The organism is Pseudomonas sp. R1-1 (assembly GCF_051132135.1).
In the GTDB taxonomy this organism is placed as follows: Bacteria; Pseudomonadota; Gammaproteobacteria; order Pseudomonadales; family Pseudomonadaceae; genus Aquipseudomonas.
In genome coordinates this window covers 4,170,803-4,187,872 of the sequence record NZ_CP071663.1, presented here as the reverse complement: position 1 = coordinate 4,187,872, position 17,070 = coordinate 4,170,803, and the positions used below count along the sequence as shown (strand labels likewise).

Genomic DNA, 17,070 nt, shown 5'->3' with positions numbered 1-17,070 from the left:
GTGGGGGCCTGCTCCCACCTGTTTCCCCTACAAATTCAAAAAGACTGGAGACAACAATGGCCGAAGCAAAAGTACTCAGTGGCGCCGGGCTCCGTGGCCAGGTGGCCGGGCAAACCGCGCTGTCCACCGTGGGCCAGGCCGGTGCCGGGCTGACCTATCGCGGCTATGACGTGCGTGAACTGGCCGCCGACGCGCAATTCGAGGAAGTCGCCTACCTGCTGCTGTACGGCGAGCTGCCGACCCAGGCGCAACTCGCCGATTACCAGCAAAAACTCAGCAAACTGCGCGACCTGCCGCAAGCCTTGAAGGAAGTGCTCGAACGCATCCCGGCCGACGCCCATCCGATGGATGTGATGCGCACCGGTTGCTCGTTCCTTGGCAACATCGAGCCGGAGAAAGACTTCTCCGAGCAGCGCGACAAGACTGACCGTCTGCTCGCCGCGTTCCCGGCGATCATGTGCTACTGGTATCGCTTCAGCCACGATGGCCAGCGCATCAATTGCGTGAGCGACGAGCCGAACTTCGGCGGGCATTTCCTGCACTTGCTGCACGGCAAGAAGCCGAGCGAGCTGCACGTCAAAGTGATGAACGTCTCGCTGATCCTCTACGCCGAGCACGAATTCAACGCCTCGACCTTCACCGCCCGCGTATGCGCCTCGACCCTGTCCGATCTGTATTCCTGCGTCACCGCGGCGATCGGTTCGCTGCGCGGCCCGTTGCACGGCGGCGCCAACGAAGCAGCGATGGAAATGATCGAGCGCTTCTCGTCGCCGGAAGAGGCGATCAAAGGCACCCTCGGCATGCTCGAGCGCAAGGACAAGATCATGGGCTTCGGCCACGCGATCTATAAGGACAGCGACCCGCGCAACGAGGTGATCAAGGGCTGGTCGAAAAAACTCGCGGACGAAGTCGGCGACAAGGTGTTGTTCCCGGTCTCGGAAGCCATCGACAAGACCATGTGGGAGCAAAAGAAGCTGTTCCCGAACGCCGATTTCTACCATGCCTCGGCGTACCACTTCATGGGCATCCCGACCAAGCTGTTCACGCCGATCTTCGTCTGCTCGCGCCTGACCGGCTGGGCCGCGCACGTCTTCGAACAACGCGCCAACAACCGCATCATTCGCCCAAGCGCCGAGTACACCGGCGTCGAACAGCGCAAGTTCGTGCCAATCGAACGTCGCTGAATGGTGAGCTGACCCGAGAACACCGCATCCCCCTGTAGGAGTGAGCCTGCTCGCGATAGCGGTTTTTCAGTTGATATCAATGTTGACTGACACACCGCTATCGCGAGCAGGCTCACTCCTACAAGGGACGGTGTGAATCTTGAGTCTGGCGTCAGCCCACCCTTTGAAACCACCGTGACCCGAGTCCTGACCCGATGAACACACAATTTCGTAAAACCCTGCCCGGCAGTCCTCTGGATTACTTCGACGCCCGCGCGGCCGTCGAGGCGATCCAGCCCGGCAGCTACGACACGCTGCCGTACACCTCGCGTGTGCTCGCGGAAAACCTCGTGCGGCGCTGCGACCCGGGCACGCTGACCGATTCGCTCAAGCAACTGATCGAACGCAAGCGCGACCTCGATTTCCCGTGGTTTCCGGCGCGGGTGGTCTGTCACGACATTCTCGGCCAGACCGCACTGGTCGATCTCGCCGGTCTGCGCGACGCCATCGCCTTGCAGGGCGGCGACCCGGCGCAGGTCAACCCGGTGGTGCCGACGCAACTGATCGTCGACCACTCGCTGGCCGTCGAGGCGGGTGGTTTCGATGCTCAGGCGTTCGAAAAGAACCGCGCGATTGAAGACCGTCGCAACGAGGACCGTTTCCACTTCATCAACTGGACCAAAAAGGCCTTCAAGAACGTTGATGTGATCCCGCCGGGCAACGGCATCATGCACCAGATCAACCTGGAGAAAATGTCTCCGGTGATTCAGGTGCGTGACGGCGTGGCATTTCCCGACACCTGCGTCGGCACCGACAGCCACACCCCGCACGTCGATGCCCTGGGTGTGATTGCCATTGGCGTTGGCGGTCTCGAAGCGGAGAGCGTGATGCTCGGTCGTGCTTCGTGGATGCGCCTGCCGGAAAGCGTTGGCGTAGAGTTGACCGGCAAGCTGCAACCGGGCATCACCGCCACCGATATGGTCCTGGCGCTGACCGAATACCTGCGTAAACAGAAAGTCGTTGGTGCGTGGCTGGAATTCTTTGGCGAAGGCGCCGCGGCGCTGACCCTCGGCGATCGCGCGACCATCTCCAACATGGCCCCGGAGTATGGCGCCACCGCAGCGATGTTCTACATCGACCAGCAGACCATCGATTACCTGAAACTCACTGGTCGGGAAGACCAGCAGGTACAACTGGTCGAGCAGTACGCCAAGCTGACTGGCCTGTGGGCCGACAGCCTGAAAGGCGCGCAATACGAGCGCGGTCTGACCTTCGACCTGTCGTCGGTGGTGCGCAACATGGCCGGCCCGAGCAACCCGCACGCCCGCGTAGCGGTGTCCGATCTGGCGGCCAAAGGCATCTCCGGGCAGTGGGACGACGTGCCGGGCCAGATGCCCGACGGCGCGGTAATCATCGCCGCCATCACCAGTTGCACCAACACCAGCAACCCGCGCAACGTCATCGCCGCCGGCCTCTTGGCGCGCAATGCCAACCAGCTCGGCCTGACCCGCAAGCCGTGGGTGAAATCGTCGCTGGCGCCGGGTTCGAAAACCGTGGCGCTGTACCTCGACGAAGCCGGGCTGACCACTGAACTGGAGCAACTCGGTTTCGGCGTCGTCGCGTTTGCCTGCACAACCTGCAACGGCATGTCCGGCGCGCTCGATCCGGTGATCCAGCAAGAGATCATCGACCGTGATCTGTATGCCACCGCCGTGCTTTCCGGCAACCGCAACTTCGACGGCCGCATCCACCCGTACGCCAAACAGGCATTCCTCGCTTCGCCGCCGCTGGTGGTCGCTTATGCCATCGCCGGGACCATCCGCTTCGATATTGAAAAGGATGTGCTGGGCGTGGTCGACGGCAAGGAAATCCGCCTGAAAGACATCTGGCCGAGCGATGAAGAAATCGATGCGGTGGTGAAATCTTCGGTCAAGCCGGAGCAGTTCCGTCAAGTCTACATCCCGATGTTTGCCGTCCACGAAGACACCGGCCCGAAAGTCGCGCCGCTGTACGAATGGCGCGAGATGAGCACCTACATCCGCCGTCCGCCGTACTGGGAAGGCGCACTGGCCGGCGCGCGTCCTCTTAAAGGCATGCGCCCGCTGGCGGTGCTGCCCGACAACATCACTACCGATCACCTGTCGCCGTCCAACGCGATCATGCTCGACAGCGCAGCCGGCGAATACCTGGCGAAAATGGGTCTGCCGGAAGAGGACTTCAACTCTTACGCCACCCACCGTGGCGACCACTTGACCGCGCAGCGCGCCACCTTTGCCAACCCGAAACTGTTCAACGAAATGGTCGTGGAAAACGGCCAGATCAAACAGGGTTCGCTGGCCCGCGTCGAGCCGGAAGGCAAAGTGATGCGCATGTGGGAAGCGATCGAAACCTATATGGAACGCAAGCAGCCGCTGATCATCATTGCCGGCGCCGATTACGGTCAGGGCTCGTCCCGCGACTGGGCGGCGAAAGGCGTGCGGCTGGCCGGTGTCGAGGCGATTGCCGCCGAAGGCTTCGAGCGCATCCACCGCACCAACCTGGTGGGCATGGGCGTGTTGCCGCTGGAATTCAAACCGGGCACCAACCGTCACACGCTGGGAATCGATGGCAGCGAGACCTATGACGTGATCGGCGAGCGCAAACCCCGTGCGGACCTGACGCTGGTGATCCATCGCAAAAATGGCGAGCGGGTGGAAGTGCCGGTGACCTGCCGTCTGGATACCGCTGAAGAAGTGTCGATCTACGAGGCCGGCGGCGTGTTGCAGCGCTTCGCTCAGGACTTCCTCGAAGAGTCGGCGGTTGCCGTTTAAATCAACTTGTATGGGCATGGGATTTCCAATCCCGTGCCTTCGATAAGGAGCAATATGGCTCACGCACCACAGATCAAGATCCCCGCGACCTACATGCGCGGCGGCACCAGCAAAGGCGTGTTCTTCAGCCTCACGGATCTGCCCGAAGCTGCGCAGGTTCCAGGCCCGGCCCGCGATGCTTTATTGCTGCGGGTGATCGGTAGCCCCGACCCGTACGACAAGCAGATCGACGGCATGGGTGGTGCCACTTCAAGCACCAGCAAAACCGTGATCCTGTCGAAAAGCACCCGCGCTGATCACGATGTCGACTACCTGTTTGGTCAGGTTTCCATCGACAAGCCTTTCGTGGACTGGAGCGGCAACTGCGGCAACCTCTCGGCGGCGGTCGGTTCGTTCGCCATCAGCAATGGTCTGGTCGACGCCAGCCGCATCCCGAAAAACGGTGTCGCGGTGGTGCGTGTGTGGCAGGCCAACATCGGCAAAACGATCATTGCCCACGTGCCGATCACCGAAGGCGAAGTGCAGGAAACCGGTGACTTCGAACTCGATGGCGTGACCTTTCCGGCTGCTGAAGTGCAGGTGGAGTTCATGGACCCGGCGGCGGAAGAAGAGGGCGGCGGCGGTTCGATGTTCCCCACCGGCAATCTGGTCGACGAGCTGGAAGTGCCGGGCGTCGGTACCTTCAAGGCAACCCTGATCAATGCCGGCATTCCAACGATTTTCGTTAACGCCGAAGACATCGGCTACACCGGCACCGAACTGCAAGGCGCGATCAACGGCGATCCGAAAGCGCTGCTGATGTTCGAGACGATTCGTGCGTATGGCGCCCTGCGCATGGGCCTGATCGCCAATATCGAGGAAGCGGCGAAACGGCAGCACACGCCGAAAGTGGCGTTTGTCGCCAAACCCGCGGATTACGTCGCGTCCAGCGGCAAGGCAGTCACCGCTGGCGACGTTGATCTGCTGGTGCGCGCGCTTTCGATGGGTAAGCTGCACCACGCGATGATGGGCACGGCCGCAGTGGCCATCGGCACGGCGGCGGCAATTCCCGGCACGCTGGTCAACCTCGCCGCTGGCGGAGTCGAGCGCAATGCCGTGCGTTTTGGCCATCCGTCCGGGACATTGCGCGTGGGCGCTGAAGCCACTCAGGAAAACGGCGAGTGGGTGGTGAAGAAAGCCATCATGAGCCGCAGTGCGCGGGTTCTTATGGAAGGCTGCGTGCGCGTGCCCGGAGGTTCTTTCTAAAGATCGCCACAAACCCTGGAGTGAGCCTGCTCGCGATAGCGTCAAACCAGCGAGTATTTATGTCGGCTGACACACCGCTATCGCGAGCAGGCTCACTCCTACAGTTTTGCATTCCAACAATAAAAATCGTTAGCCCTGAACCGAGGTCCCATCAACGAACCACTTCAAGAGTGAATCGAACATGAGCGCCAACGTCGACCTGAACAACCGCCCCGACTACGACGATGTCCTGCAGACGATCGCCGACTACGTCCTGACCTTCAAAACCGCCTCCGCCGAAGCCCTCGGCACCGCCCGCAACTGCCTGATGGATACGCTGGGCTGCGGCCTGCTGGCGCTGCGGTTTCCCGAATGCACCAAACACCTCGGCCCGATCGTCGAGGGTACGGTTGTGCCTTTCGGTGCGCGGGTGCCCGGCACCAGCTATCGCCTCGATCCGGTCAAAGCCGCGTGGGACATCGGTTGCATCGTTCGCTGGCTGGATTACAACGACACCTGGCTCGCCGCCGAATGGGGGCATCCGTCGGACAACCTCGGCGCCATCCTCGCCGTAGCTGATCACCTGTCGCAGAAACGTGTTGCCAATGGTGAGCCGCCGCTGACGATTCGCGACGTGCTCGAAGCGATGATCATGGCCCATGAAATTCAAGGCGTGATTGCTCTGGAAAACTCTTTCAATCGTGTCGGCCTCGACCACGTGATGCTGGTCAAAGTCGCCTCGACTGCCGTCAGCGCTCGACTCATGGGCGCCAACCGCGAGCAACTGCTGTCAGCGCTGTCGCATGCCTTTGCCGATGGTCAGGCGCTGCGCACTTATCGCCATGCGCCCAACGCCGGCTCGCGCAAATCCTGGGCGGCGGGGGATGCGGCGAGTCGTGGCGTGCGTCTGGCCGATATCGCCATGCGTGGCGAGATGGGTATTCCCGGGGTCTTGAGCGCGAAACAGTGGGGCTTTTATGACGTGTCGTTCAGTCACACCAATAACGATCTGGCGCTGAAACCTGAGGGCAAACGGGCCTTTAGTTTTTCCCGCCCGTTCGGCAGTTATGTGATGGAAAACGTGCTGTTCAAGATCAGCTTTCCTGCCGAATTCCACGCACAAACCGCCTGCGAGGCGGCGGTGACCTTGTACCCGCAGGTGCGCAATCGTCTGCATGAGATCGACCGGATCGTCATCACCACCCATGAATCAGCGATTCGTATCATCTCCAAGGTCGGACCGCTGGCCAATGCTGCCGACCGCGATCATTGCCTGCAGTACATGACCGCGGTGCCGCTGGCGTTCGGCACTCTGGTCGCCGAGCAGTACGAAGACGATTTCCACAAGGCGCACCCGATCATTGATGTACTGCGCGAGAAAATGGTCATCGTTGAAGATCCGCGTTTCAGCCGCGAATACCTCGAGCCTGACAAACGCTCGATTGCCAATGCCGTGCAGGTGTTTTTCAAGGACGGCAGCAGCACCGACAACGTGCTGGTCGAATACCCGATCGGCCATCGGCGCCGCCGGGCTGAAGGCATTCCGTTGCTGGAGGACAAGTTCAAGGCCAACCTGGCGACGCGTTTTGCCGGGCAGCGTTGCGCGGAAATTGTTGCCTTGTGCAAGGATCAGGCGCGGCTGGAAAGCACACCGGTGAATCGATTCATCGACCTGTTCGTGATCTGAACCACCGCGTGATCGTTCATCGCCAGCAGGCTGGCTCCCACAGGATTTTGTGGTGAACACACAATTCATGAACCCCTGCATAACCTGTGGGAGCGAGCCTGCTCGCGAAGGCGTCGTATCAGGCAATACAAACTTACTTGAACCGCCGCTCAACCCCTTTCTCCACCAGAATTTTCGCGGAAATCTCTTCCACGGAAAAATGCGTGGAATTGATGTGCGGGATGTTTTCGCGGCGGAACAGGTTTTCCACTTCGCGCACTTCAAATTCGCACTGGGCGTAGCTCGAATAGCGGCTGTTGGGCTTGCGCTCGTTGCGGATGGCGGTGAGACGGTCCGGGTCGATGGTCAGGCCGAACAGCTTGTGCTGATGGGCGCGCAGGGCGGTCGGCAGGGTCAGGCGCTCCATGTCGTCTTCGGTCAACGGGTAGTTGGCCGCGCGAATGCCGAACTGCATCGCCATGTACAAACACGTCGGTGTTTTGCCGCATCGCGACACGCCGACTAGTATCAGATCGGCTTTGTCGTAATAGTGGGTGCGGGCGCCGTCGTCGTTGTCGAGGGCGAAGTTCACCGCCTCGATGCGCTCCATGTAATTGGAGTTGTGCCCGATCGAATGCGACTTGCCGACGGTGTACGACGAATGCTCGGTCAGTTCCTGTTCGAGCGGGGCGAGGAAGGTCGAGAAAATGTCGATCATGAAACCATTGGACGTTGCGAGAATCTCACGAATGTCCTGATTGACGATGGTGTCGAAGATGATCGGCCGAAAGCCGTCGGTTTCAGCGGCTTTGTTGATTTGTTGTACCATGGCCCGCGCTTTTTCAACGCTGTCGATGTACGGCCGGGTGAACTTGCTGAAGGTAATGTTTTCGAACTGCGCCAGAAGACTTTGACCCAGGGTTTCGGCAGTGATGCCGGTGCCATCGGAGATGAAGAAAGCGGATCGTTTCATTTGCACCTTGGGCCTTAGACTAATGAGCATTCTTGGATATGATAGGCGCGATTTGTCGGCCGCGATTGGCCCGCATTCTCACTTATTTTCCAGGTCCAGGCCATACAGCCGGCCAAGGCTCCCCCGGGCCGCCGGCTTCTGAGCTTTTCCAACACAGTTAGTGGAGAGATCACCTTGGTAGAGTACGTAGTTTCCCTCGATAAGCTCGGCAAACACGATGTTGAGCATGTGGGGGGCAAGAACGCATCCCTGGGCGAGATGATCAGTAACCTGGCAGGCGCCGGTGTTTCGGTCCCCGGCGGCTTCGCCACGACGGCTCAGGCCTATCGTGACTTCCTCGAACTGAGCGGCCTCAACGAGCAGATCCACCAGGCCCTCGACGCGCTCGACGTCGACGACGTCAATGCCCTGGCCAAGACCGGTGCGCAGATCCGCCAATGGATCATGGACGCCGAATTCCCCGAAAAACTCAACACCGAGATCCGCACCGCGTTTGCCGCGTTGTCGGCCGGTAATCCTGATGTCGCCGTGGCCGTGCGTTCCTCTGCCACCGCCGAAGACCTGCCGGACGCGTCGTTCGCCGGTCAACAGGAAACCTTCCTGAACATCCGTGGCGTGGAAAACGTCATCCGCGCCGCCAAAGAGGTGTTCGCTTCGCTGTTCAACGACCGTGCGATTTCCTACCGCGTGCACCAGGGCTTCGACCACAAACTGGTCGCCCTGTCGGCCGGCGTGCAGCGCATGGTGCGTTCGGAAACCGGCACCGCCGGTGTGATGTTCACCCTCGATACCGAATCCGGCTTCCGTGACGTGGTGTTCATCACCGGCGCTTACGGCCTGGGCGAAACCGTCGTCCAAGGCGCGGTCAACCCGGACGAATTCTACGTACACAAAGGCACGCTGGAGGCCGGTCGTCCGGCGATCCTGCGTCGCAACCTGGGCAGCAAAGCCATCAAGATGATCTACGGCGACGAGGCCAAGGCCGGTCGTTCGGTCAAGACGGTTGATGTCGACAAGGCCGAACGCGCGCGTTTCTGCCTGACCGATGCTGAAGTCAGCGAACTGGCCAAGCAGGCGATGATCATCGAGAAGCACTACGGCTGCCCGATGGACATCGAGTGGGCCAAGGACGGTGACGACGGCAAGCTGTACATCGTGCAGGCGCGTCCGGAAACCGTGAAAAGCCGCACCCAGGCCAACGTCATGGAGCGTTACCTGCTCAAGGAAACCGGCACCGTGCTGGTAGAAGGTCGAGCCATCGGCCAGCGCATCGGCGCCGGCAAGGTGCGGATCATCAAAGATGTCTCCGAGATGGACAAGGTCCAGCCGGGCGACGTGCTGGTCTCCGACATGACCGACCCGGACTGGGAACCGGTGATGAAGCGCGCCAGCGCCATCGTCACCAACCGTGGCGGGCGTACCTGCCACGCGGCGATCATTGCTCGCGAACTGGGCATTCCCGCGGTCGTCGGTTGTGGCAACGCCACCCAGCTGCTGAAGGATGGCCAGGGCGTGACCGTGTCCTGCGCCGAGGGCGACACCGGTTACATCTTCGAAGGCGAACTGGGCTTCGACATCAAGAAAAACTCCGTTGATGCCATGCCGGAACTGCCGTTCAAGATCATGATGAACGTCGGTAACCCGGACCGCGCCTTCGACTTCGCGCAACTGCCGAACGCCGGCGTTGGCCTGGCCCGTCTGGAATTCATCATCAACCGCATGATCGGCGTGCACCCGAAAGCGCTGTTGAACTACGACGGTCTGCCGCAGGAAATCAAGGAAAGCGTCGACAAGCGCATCGCCGGTTACGATGATCCGGTCGGTTTCTATGTCGAGAAACTGGTCGAAGGCATCAGCACCCTGGCTGCCGCGTTCGCTCCGAAGAAAGTCATCGTGCGTCTGTCGGACTTCAAGTCCAACGAATACGCCAACCTGATCGGCGGCAAGCTCTACGAGCCGGAAGAAGAAAACCCGATGCTGGGCTTCCGCGGTGCTTCGCGTTACATCAGCGAATCGTTCCGCGACTGCTTCGAACTCGAATGCCGCGCGCTGAAACGTGTGCGCAACGAGATGGGCCTCACCAACGTCGAAATCATGGTGCCGTTCGTTCGTACGCTCGGCGAAGCCAGCCAGGTGGTCGACCTGCTCGCCGAAAACGGCCTGGCCCGTGGCGACAACGGTTTGCGCGTGATCATGATGTGCGAACTGCCATCCAACGCGATTCTGGCTGACGAATTTCTTGAGTTCTTCGACGGCTTCTCGATCGGTTCCAACGACCTGACTCAGTTGACCCTGGGTCTGGACCGCGATTCCGGTATCATCGCGCACCTGTTCGACGAGCGAAATCCGGCGGTCAAGAAGCTGCTGGCCAATGCCATCCAGGCCTGCAACAAGGCCGGCAAGTACATCGGCATCTGCGGTCAGGGCCCTTCGGACCACCCGGACCTGGCCAAATGGCTGATGGAGCAGGGCATCGAAAGCGTGTCGCTGAACCCGGACACCGTGCTGGAAACCTGGTTCTTCCTCGCTGAAGGTCAGGCGCAGGCTTGATCAACATGTGAACGGGCCGCTCCCTTCTGTAGGAGTGAGCCTGCTCGCGATAGCGTCATGACAGTCAAGATTGATTCGAATGACACACCGCCATCGCGAGCAGGCTCACTCCTACAAGGGGGAGGGGCCTTTTGATTGAAGTAGGGCGGGCTCTCGTAGATGCCGCCCTTTTTTGTGCAAGAGCATTATGCAAAGCAGCAGCAACCTGTTTCCTGTCGCCCTGATCAGCGCCGAGCGGCGCGGCGATCTGAGCGAAGATGTGTATCGACTCAAACCTGGCAACAGCCCCGACTGGTCCGTGGAAATCGCCGTGACCCGCCTGGGCATGGCCGATGACTCGGCGCCGCGCCGCGTGCCGGTGATTCTGCTGCACGGCAGTTTTTCCAATCGACGCTTCTGGTTTTCCCCCAAAGGTCTGGGCCTGGGTGCGTACCTGACGCGCTTGGGCTTCGCCGTCTGGATTCCCGAGATGCGCGGCCACGGTCTGTCGCAGCGCAACGAGGATTATCGGCGCAACCGGGTCGCCGATTACGCGCGTTACGATCTGCCGGCGATTGCCGCGTTCGTTCGTGAGCAAAGTGGGCAGATTCCGCACTGGATCGGCCATTCGCTGGGCGGCATTACCCTGGCGGCGGCGCTGGGCGGCGAATATCTCGGCGAACCGGCGGTGGCGTCGGCAGCGTTTTTCGGCACGCAGGTCAGCCGCACGTACTGGCCGCTGAAGATCCCGCCGCTGGAGTGGGGCAGTCGCCTCATTCTCAAGCGTTTCGCGCAGTTGTCCGGTTCACGCCTGCGGCGCGGCCCGGAAGACGAGCCAATCGGCCTGGCCATCGAAAGTATGCGCTGGTACGGCTTGTTTGGCCGCTTTGGCGACAAGGACAAGGATTGGTGGGCCGGGCTCGCCGACGTTCGGGTGCCGGTGTTGGCGGTGACAGCGGCGGGCGATCATCAGGATCCGGCGTGGGCCTGTCGCAAGCTGTTCGAGCAGATCGGCTCCGAGCACAAGCAGTTCGTCAATCTGGGGCGCGAGCAAGGTTTCAGCGACAATTTCGGCCATGTCGAAATGCTGGTGAGCAAAGCGGCGCAGGCCGAAGTGTGGCCGCTGGTGGCGCGCTGGCTGAACGATCAGCAGGCGCCATTGCTGGCGCAACCGGCGGATCTGGCTACCGCAGTGTAAGGGGCGTTCCGTTCAGCCTGGCTTGCGGCTAAGATATGACGCATTGTGCGGTTCTGGTCATATTTTGCGACTGTTTAGCGATTACGTTTCAGGCTGTGTTCAGGTTCGCTCAGCGACCATGGCGTGGGCTAAGGTAAATAGCGACTGGCCGGACTCGTCTCATCAGAATGCGGCATCCTTGATCGTCTTGCTTTTTACAGGAGTTTTTCGATGAACCATTACCTTACGCCTGACCTGTGCGACGCCTACCCGGAGCTGGTGCAGGTGCTGGAACCGATGTTCAGCAATTTCGGTGGCCGTGATTCCTTCGGCGGCGAAATCGTGACCATCAAATGCTTCGAAGACAACTCGCTGGTCAAGGAACAGGCCGAACTCGACGGCACTGGCAAAGTGCTGGTGGTCGACGGCGGTGGCTCGCTGCGCCGCGCGCTGTTGGGCGACATGATTGCCGAAAAGGCTGCAAAAAACGGTTGGGAAGGCATGGTGATCTACGGTTGCATCCGTGACGTCGATGTCTTGGCTCAAACCGATCTCGGCGTGCAGGCGCTGGCCAGCCACCCGATGAAGACCGAAAAGCGCGGCATCGGCGACCTCAACGTCGCGGTGACCTTCGCCGGTGTGACTTTCCAGCCGGGCCACTATGTCTATGCGGACAACAACGGCGTGATCGTTTCGCCGAGTCCGCTGCAAATGCCTGAATAAGCTTTTCGACAAGGGATGCGGATGTTCGAGGAAGAAAACGCGCAGTGGGGGCTGGTGCATGCCCTGGTGCTGGACGGTAAGGGCGGTGCGCGTTCGATAGCCCGGACGGAACTTGACGATCCGCAGCTGCAGGCGCACGAAAGCCTGTGGCTGCATTGGGATCGCAGCCATCCGCAGACCCAGACCTGGCTGCGCAAATCCAGCGGACTCAACGAGTTCACCTGCGACCTGCTGCTGGAAGAGAACACCCGACCACGTCTGTTGCCGCTGCCCGAGTCCGAGCTGCTGCTGTTTTTGCGAGGGGTCAATCTCAACCCGGGCGCCGAGCCGGAAGACATGGTTTCGGTGCGGATTTTTGCTTCTGCGCAACGGGTGATTTCCCTGCGTTTGCGGCCATTGCGCGCCACCGACGAATTGCTCGCCCAATTGGCCGAGGGCAAAGGCCCGAAGACCGCTTCCGAACTGATCCTTTATCTGGCGCAGTTCCTCACCAATAAAGTGCAGGATCTGGTCACTTGCCTCTCGGAAATCGCCGATGAGGAAGAAGAAAAAATGGATGCCGACGAACGGTATACCCCTGAGCATGGCTCGGTTTTGCACATCCGTCGGCGGGCTGCCGGGCTCAAGCGTTTTCTCGCCCCGCAGCGGGATATTTTCGGCCAGCTGACGCGGATAAAACTGCCCTGGTTCGTCGATGACGATGCCGATTACTGGAACGAACTGAACAACAGCCTGACCCGCTATCTGGAAGAGCTGGAATTGACTCGAGAGCGCGTGGGGCTTGTGCTGGAGGCCGAAGACCGGCGTTTGAGCGTACGCATGAATCGCACCATGTATCGCTTCGGCATCATCACCTGCATTTTTTTGCCGATGAGTTTTTTCACCGGCCTGCTGGGTATCAATGTCGGCGGCATTCCGTTTGCTGAAAGCCCTTATGGCTTCCTGATCGCCTGCTTGACAGTGCTCGCCATGGCCCTGGGCCAGTGGTGGTTGTTCCGTCGTTTGCGCTGGGTATGAAGAGGCCGCATGTGACCCGACCAAATCTGCCCGCGTCTTTCACAGACATCACGAGAGGTGCGTATGCACGATCCGTTTGAACAGTCTTTGCGCGACATGCTCAACGCCTCGCCGTCCAGCCGCGACGACGATGCCTGTCTGGGCCGCGTACTCAAAACCGCCAACCGCCAGGTCGGCGCCGGTGACCTGTTCAGCCTGCTGGGCCGCTGGCTGCCCGCGCTGATGATCGCCCTGAACAATGGCTCGGCGCATGTTTCGCCGGTTTCCCGTCTTCGTAAACCTGCTGTTCGCACTGCTGATAAGGCTGATTGAATATGGAACTTGATCTCTGGACTCAGAGCCTCGTCACTGCAATGACTGCGTTGTGGACCAAAGTCGCTAATTTCATTCCGAACCTGTTCGGCGCACTGGTTGTGCTGCTGCTGGGTTTCGTCGTGGCCAAGCTGCTCGACACCTTGCTTTCCAAGTTGCTGGCCAAATTGGGCCTCGATCGGCTGATGGGCGGCACCGGTCTGACCAAGCTGATGTCGCGTGCCGGGCTGCAAGTGCCGATCTCGACCCTGATCGGTAAAATCGTTTACTGGTTCGTTCTGCTGATTTTCCTGGTTTCTGCAGCAGAATCCCTTGGCCTTGAGCGAGTTTCAGCTACGCTGGACATGCTGGCGCTGTATCTGCCGAAAGTTTTCGGTGCTGCGCTGGTGTTGCTGGTCGGTGTGTTGCTCGCGCAATTGGCCAATGGTCTGGTGCGCGGGGCAGCGGAAGGCGTAGGCCTGGACTACGCTTCGGGGCTGGGGCGTATCGCGCAGGGGCTGGTGATCATCATCAGTATCTCGGTGGCGATCAGTCAGCTCGAGGTCAAGACCGACCTGCTGAACCATGTGATTGTCATTGTATTGATTACCGTTGGTCTGGCAGTTGCGCTGGCCATGGGGTTGGGAAGCCGGGAAATTGCCGGGCAGATTCTTGCGGGAATCTATGTGCGTGAGTTGTACGAGGTTGGGCAACAAGTGCGTGTTGGCGAGGTCGAAGGCCAGATCGAAGAGATCGGCACGGTTAAAACCACATTGCTGACCGATGAGGGTGAGCTAGTCTCTCTCTCCAATCGGATCCTGCTGGAACAGCATGTGAGTAGCCGCTAAACCGGCAAACCCTGCTAATGTATGCCGCCGCAAAATGCCAGCCAAGGCTGGCTGCGGTGGACATTGACCTGACTGTCGGCACGACTTGTTTTGAATAAAGCCCAAACGCTATCCACGCGCTACGACCCCCGCGAGCTCTCTGATGAGGAGTTGGTCGCGCGCTCGCACACCGAGCTTTTTCACGTAACGCGCGCCTATGAAGAGTTGATGCGGCGTTACCAGCGAACATTATTTAATGTCTGTGCGAGATATCTTGGGAACGATCGCGACGCAGACGATGTCTGTCAGGAAGTGATGCTGAAGGTGCTGTATGGCCTGAAGAACTTCGAGGGGAAATCGAAGTTCAAAACCTGGCTTTACAGCATCACTTACAACGAATGCATCACGCAGTATCGGAAGGAACGGCGTAAGCGTCGCTTGATGGACGCTCTCAGCCTGGACCCTCTTGAAGAAGCGTCTGAAGAAAAGGCGCCGAAACCGGAGGAGAAGGGTGGGCTTGATCGCTGGCTGGTGTATGTGAATCCGATTGACCGCGAAATTCTGGTGCTACGATTTGTCGCAGAGCTGGAGTTTCAGGAGATCGCAGACATCATGCACATGGGTTTGAGTGCGACAAAAATGCGTTACAAACGCGCTCTAGATAAATTGCGTGAGAAATTTGCAGGCATTGCTGAAACTTAGTTCAGCGCAAATATCTCTTACGTGTAGGCAAGTTCTGATAGACTTGCCGCCGAGTTGTCCCCCGGTTTGCGGGACTGCTTCACAATCACCAGATGGGGATTTAACGGATGAAACTGAAAAACACCTTGGGCTTGGCCATTGGTTCTCTGATTGCCGCCACTTCGTTCGGCGCTCTGGCACAAGGCCAAGGCGCAGTTGAAATCGAAGGCTTCGCCAAGAAAGAACAATTCGACAGCGCTCGTAACTTCAAGAACAACGGCAACCTGTTCGGCGGTTCGATCGGTTACTTCCTGACCGACGACGTAGAACTGCGTCTGGGCTACGACGAAGTGCACAACGTACGTGCCGACGATGGCAAGAACGTCAAAGGCGCTAACACCGCTCTGGACGCTCTGTACCACTTCAACAACCCAGGCGACATGATTCGTCCATACGTTTCGGCCGGTTTCTCTGACCAGAGCATCGACCAGAACGGTTCGAACGGTCGTAACCGTTCCACCTTCGCCAACGTTGGCGGCGGTGCCAAGCTGTACTTCACCGAGAACTTCTACGCCCGTGCTGGCGTTGAAGCTCAATACAACATCGACCAGGGCGACACCGAGTGGGCTCCTAGCGTCGGTATCGGTGTGAACTTCGGTGGTGGCTCCAAGCCTGCTGCTGCTCCAGTTCCAGCACCCGCTGAAGTCTGCTCCGACAGCGACAACGATGGCGTTTGCGACAACGTTGACAAGTGCCCGGACACCCCAGCCAACGTAACTGTTGACGCTGATGGCTGCCCAGCAGTTGCTGAAGTTGTTCGTGTTGAGCTGGACGTGAAATTCGACTTCGACAAGTCGGTCGTCAAGCCAAACAGCTACGGCGACATCAAGAACCTGGCTGACTTCATGAAGCAGTACCCATCCACCACCACTACTGTTGAAGGTCACACTGACTCCGTCGGTCCTGACGCTTACAACCAGAAACTGTCCGAGCGTCGTGCAAACGCCGTTAAGCAAGTTCTGACCAACCAGTACGGTGTTGAATCGTCCCGCGTTCAGTCTGTTGGCTACGGCGAATCCCGCCCAGTTGCTGACAACAAAACTGACGCTGGCCGCGCTGTTAACCGTCGCGTAGAAGCGCAGGTTGAAGCTCAAGCTAAGTAATTAGCTGCCGCTCTGAGAAAAGCCCGGCTTAGGCCGGGCTTTTCTTTGTCTGCGATTTGCCGAGGCGGGGATTGCTCAGGCCGTCACCATCGAAGGCAGATCGTACTGCGCGGACTGAGTCGCGGCGGCGACTGCCCCGATCACCAGAATCGCAGGGCTTTTGAGTTCGAACAGCCGGGCATCCTCACCCATGGCGCTCAGGTCACTGCGGCATTCACGCTGCTGCGGCAGTGAAGCATTCTCGATCATTGCCACCGGCGTCTCCGCCGCCATCCCTCCGGCCAGCAGTTGCTCGCGAATCTCGCCGAGTTTGGCCACACCCATATAGATCACCAGCGTCGTCCCACTCTGTGCCAGTGCCTGCCAGTTCAGTTGGCTATCGTCCTGAGTGTGCGCGGTCACCAGCGTCACGCCGCGGGCGACGCCGCGCAAGGTCAGGGAAATATCGCATTGCGTGGCGCCGGCCAGGCCTGCGGTGATGCCGTTGACCAGTTCCACCTCGACGCCGCGCTCGCGCAGCCACTGTGCTTCTTCACCGCCACGGCCGAAAATGCACGGATCACCACCCTTGAGCCGCACCACGCATTTGCCGTGGCGTGCGTAACGCAGCATCAGCCGGTGGATGAACGCCTGCGGGGTCGAGCGACAGCCGCCACGCTTGCCTACGGCAATGATCCGCGCGTCAGGGCAGTGTTCCAGCACCGCTTCGTTGACCAGGTCGTCGATCAGCACCACATCGGCCGCGTGCAGCGCGCGTACCGCTTTGAGGGTCAGCAGTTCCGGGTCACCAGGACCTGCACCCACCAGCCAGACTTTTGCATTCATG

At 59.8% G+C, this 17,070-nt stretch carries 14 protein-coding genes; 12 read left to right on the top strand and 2 right to left on the bottom strand.

Going from position 1 to position 17,070, the window contains the following annotated elements; all coding sequences use genetic code 11:
- Positions 1 to 56: 56 nt before the first annotated feature.
- The 4 genes from prpC (at position 57) to prpD (ending at position 6,884) form a co-directional block, all read left to right on the top strand.
- Positions 57 to 1,184 (top strand): bifunctional 2-methylcitrate synthase/citrate synthase, encoded by a 1,128-nt coding sequence (prpC, locus tag J3P75_RS18595; RefSeq protein ID WP_434707754.1) that lies wholly within the window; start codon positions 57 to 59, stop codon positions 1,182 to 1,184.
- Positions 1,185 to 1,378: 194 nt separating this feature from the next.
- A complete protein-coding gene (acnD, locus tag J3P75_RS18590) occupies positions 1,379 to 3,973 on the top strand; it encodes a Fe/S-dependent 2-methylisocitrate dehydratase AcnD (protein WP_434707753.1) in 2,595 nt (864 codons plus the stop codon).
- Positions 3,974 to 4,027: 54 nt separating this feature from the next.
- Positions 4,028 to 5,218, top strand: coding sequence for a 2-methylaconitate cis-trans isomerase PrpF (gene prpF, locus J3P75_RS18585; protein WP_434707752.1), 1,191 nt, complete (start codon positions 4,028 to 4,030; stop codon positions 5,216 to 5,218).
- A 181-nt stretch (positions 5,219 to 5,399) separates the two neighbouring features.
- Positions 5,400 to 6,884: a 2-methylcitrate dehydratase gene (prpD, locus tag J3P75_RS18580; protein ID WP_434707751.1), complete on the top strand. Its 1,485-nt coding sequence runs from the start codon at positions 5,400 to 5,402 to the stop codon at positions 6,882 to 6,884.
- 133 nt (positions 6,885 to 7,017) lie between these two features.
- On the opposite strand, the gene ppsR is transcribed toward prpD, so the two are convergent.
- Positions 7,018 to 7,836, bottom strand: a complete 819-nt coding sequence (ppsR, locus tag J3P75_RS18575) for a posphoenolpyruvate synthetase regulatory kinase/phosphorylase PpsR (protein WP_016773826.1) — start codon at positions 7,834 to 7,836, stop codon at positions 7,018 to 7,020.
- Between the two features lie 174 nt (positions 7,837 to 8,010).
- On the opposite strand from ppsR, the gene ppsA reads away from it, so the two are divergent.
- From ppsA to J3P75_RS18535, 8 genes are all read left to right on the top strand, one after another.
- Positions 8,011 to 10,386: a phosphoenolpyruvate synthase gene (ppsA, locus tag J3P75_RS18570; protein ID WP_434707750.1), complete on the top strand. Its 2,376-nt coding sequence runs from the start codon at positions 8,011 to 8,013 to the stop codon at positions 10,384 to 10,386.
- A gap of 187 nt (positions 10,387 to 10,573) precedes the next feature.
- Positions 10,574 to 11,563 carry an alpha/beta fold hydrolase gene (locus J3P75_RS18565; RefSeq protein ID WP_434707749.1) on the top strand — a complete coding sequence of 330 codons (990 nt, stop codon included), beginning with the start codon at positions 10,574 to 10,576 and terminating at the stop codon, positions 11,561 to 11,563.
- A gap of 210 nt (positions 11,564 to 11,773) precedes the next feature.
- Positions 11,774 to 12,265, top strand: coding sequence for a ribonuclease E activity regulator RraA (gene rraA, locus J3P75_RS18560; protein WP_336354351.1), 492 nt, complete (start codon positions 11,774 to 11,776; stop codon positions 12,263 to 12,265).
- A gap of 21 nt (positions 12,266 to 12,286) precedes the next feature.
- Complete coding sequence (locus J3P75_RS18555) at positions 12,287 to 13,282, top strand: zinc transporter ZntB (RefSeq protein ID WP_434707748.1); 996 nt, start codon at positions 12,287 to 12,289, stop codon at positions 13,280 to 13,282.
- A gap of 63 nt (positions 13,283 to 13,345) precedes the next feature.
- The gene (locus J3P75_RS18550) at positions 13,346 to 13,594 is read left to right on the top strand and encodes a CrfX protein (RefSeq protein WP_090282551.1); all 249 of its coding nucleotides are present in this window, start codon (positions 13,346 to 13,348) and stop codon (positions 13,592 to 13,594) included.
- 2 nt (positions 13,595 to 13,596) lie between these two features.
- Complete coding sequence (locus tag J3P75_RS18545; RefSeq protein WP_016773831.1) at positions 13,597 to 14,421, top strand: mechanosensitive ion channel family protein; 825 nt, start codon at positions 13,597 to 13,599, stop codon at positions 14,419 to 14,421.
- Between the two features lie 90 nt (positions 14,422 to 14,511).
- Complete coding sequence (gene sigX / locus J3P75_RS18540; protein ID WP_011333251.1) at positions 14,512 to 15,102, top strand: RNA polymerase sigma factor SigX; 591 nt, start codon at positions 14,512 to 14,514, stop codon at positions 15,100 to 15,102.
- Between the two features lie 107 nt (positions 15,103 to 15,209).
- Entirely contained in the window at positions 15,210 to 16,244 is a 1,035-nt protein-coding gene (locus J3P75_RS18535) for an OmpA family protein (RefSeq protein ID WP_016773833.1), read from the top strand.
- A 75-nt stretch (positions 16,245 to 16,319) separates the two neighbouring features.
- On the opposite strand, the gene cobA is transcribed toward J3P75_RS18535, so the two are convergent.
- Positions 16,320 to 17,069 carry a uroporphyrinogen-III C-methyltransferase gene (gene cobA / locus J3P75_RS18530; RefSeq protein ID WP_434707747.1) on the bottom strand — a complete coding sequence of 250 codons (750 nt, stop codon included), beginning with the start codon at positions 17,067 to 17,069 and terminating at the stop codon, positions 16,320 to 16,322.
- Position 17,070: the final 1 nt, after the last annotated feature.

Coding starts and splice junctions, on each gene's coding strand:
- prpC (WP_434707754.1), top strand. CDS start 57: ATGGCCGAAGCAAAAGTACTCAGTGGCGCCGGGCTCCGTGGCCAGGTG.
- acnD (WP_434707753.1), top strand. CDS start 1,379: ATGAACACACAATTTCGTAAAACCCTGCCCGGCAGTCCTCTGGATTAC.
- prpF (WP_434707752.1), top strand. CDS start 4,028: ATGGCTCACGCACCACAGATCAAGATCCCCGCGACCTACATGCGCGGC.
- prpD (WP_434707751.1), top strand. CDS start 5,400: ATGAGCGCCAACGTCGACCTGAACAACCGCCCCGACTACGACGATGTC.
- ppsR (WP_016773826.1), bottom strand. CDS start 7,836: ATGAAACGATCCGCTTTCTTCATCTCCGATGGCACCGGCATCACTGCC.
- J3P75_RS18565 (WP_434707749.1), top strand. CDS start 10,574: ATGCAAAGCAGCAGCAACCTGTTTCCTGTCGCCCTGATCAGCGCCGAG.
- rraA (WP_336354351.1), top strand. CDS start 11,774: ATGAACCATTACCTTACGCCTGACCTGTGCGACGCCTACCCGGAGCTG.
- J3P75_RS18555 (WP_434707748.1), top strand. CDS start 12,287: ATGTTCGAGGAAGAAAACGCGCAGTGGGGGCTGGTGCATGCCCTGGTG.
- J3P75_RS18550 (WP_090282551.1), top strand. CDS start 13,346: ATGCACGATCCGTTTGAACAGTCTTTGCGCGACATGCTCAACGCCTCG.
- J3P75_RS18545 (WP_016773831.1), top strand. CDS start 13,597: ATGGAACTTGATCTCTGGACTCAGAGCCTCGTCACTGCAATGACTGCG.
- J3P75_RS18535 (WP_016773833.1), top strand. CDS start 15,210: ATGAAACTGAAAAACACCTTGGGCTTGGCCATTGGTTCTCTGATTGCC.
- cobA (WP_434707747.1), bottom strand. CDS start 17,069: ATGAATGCAAAAGTCTGGCTGGTGGGTGCAGGTCCTGGTGACCCGGAA.